This is a genomic window from Alcanivorax sp. HI0044 (genome assembly GCF_001634945.1).
Window position 1 is genome coordinate 1 of the sequence record NZ_LWEZ01001357.1, and the last position, 1,460, is coordinate 1,460.

A 1,460-nucleotide genomic window follows, 5' to 3' on the forward strand; every position below is an offset into this window, starting at 1 on the left:
GTTACCGCAACACTGAATGGCTCCGGCGGCACGGTCAGCCCCCTTGGCGAGCAAAAAACCTCACTGGGAGGGGATGTGGTCTTCACCATCACGCCCGATACTCACAAAACCGCCAAAGCCAACTCTAACTGCAGCGTTCTTAGCGACTTCTCGAATTCAGGCACAACGTTTACCGTCAAAAACGTCAGCGCCAACTGCTCGGTGACCTTCAGTTTCGAAACCATCGTGCATGATGTCACCGCCGAGGTGGTAGACGGCATGTTTGTGCCCATGTCGCCTGCCGATACTGCCGGGCAGGCCGACACCATCGCCCTTGATACCGCCAACCAGGCACTCTACGCGGCCAGCGGAAACGGTAGCAGCGGCAGCCTTCAGGTATATACCCTCGACGCAAACGGCGCCCTGACCGCCTCCGGCAGTCCGCTTTCTGCTCCTCTTTCTGACCGCTGCAACAATAGCTCAGACAATACGGCTCCCGGCCAGTGTCTTCTGGTCGGCAAGAAAGGCAATGCCGCCGATCATGTTTATGCCATCCTTGGCCAGAGCAGCGGACCGGTCATTCGGGTTTACGATGCCGCAGCGGGTAGTTTGACCCAGGTGGCAGATGTTGACCCGGCCACCAACATTGCCGATGCAGCAGGCGACCCCATCAGCATTATGGCGGTTAATAGCATTGTCCTGGACGGGGCGCACAACCGCCTGTTTGCTGCTGTCAACACGAAAGATGTCAGCGATCAGGAAGGCTCGGCTATATTAAGCTATGACATTAGTGCCAACGGGACATTCACGTTCAACCAAGGTGTACCGCTCAACAATACCGCCCGGCAACTGAATGGCATGGTGGTCGACGCAACCGGCGAGCACCTTTACGTCAGCTACGACGAGCCATCGCAAAGCCCCACAGTTTTGGACAAGGCCGGGGTATTTCATTTCACCGTTGAAGCAAGCACCGGGACTATCAATGGTGCATGGTCAGCATCATTTCTCAGCCAGAACAGCATCAAGACACAGGATCTTGCCCTGGTGCCAGGCGCCCAGAAGGCGTATCTCGTATACTCCTACAACGACTTCCCGTTTGGCAACCCGGTAAACGTCAGAGGCTACTCCATTGATGGCAACGGTGACTTTGCCAGCCTGTCGAACCCGACAATCCTGACCTATGAGGACACCCAGCGTGTCTCCCTGGATATCGCCGACAATGGCGAAGTGGCGTATTTGAAAGCGAAAAGAAACAGTGACTCAACCGCGCCAAGTGGCATCGCCATCTATTCAATCAACCCCGGCACAGCCAAGCTGAGCGGCAGGGCAACGGCAGCCACCTTTGCCAATAACGCCTACCACAGCATGGCCATTGATTACGACAACGGCCTCGCCTACGTAGCTGCTCCGGCAGACAACAAGATCGCGCAATACCAGGTAGGCACGGACCAGGGCTCTGTTTCGCCCGCCAGCCAGACGGT

1 protein-coding gene is annotated in these 1,460 nt (G+C 56.7%); it reads left to right on the forward strand.

What is annotated here, in order from left to right; translation table 11 throughout:
• Positions 1-75: 75 nt before the first annotated feature.
• Positions 76-1,460: hypothetical protein (locus A3730_RS20080; protein ID WP_156501270.1), on the forward strand; the 1,385-nt coding region annotated here is incomplete at its 3' end.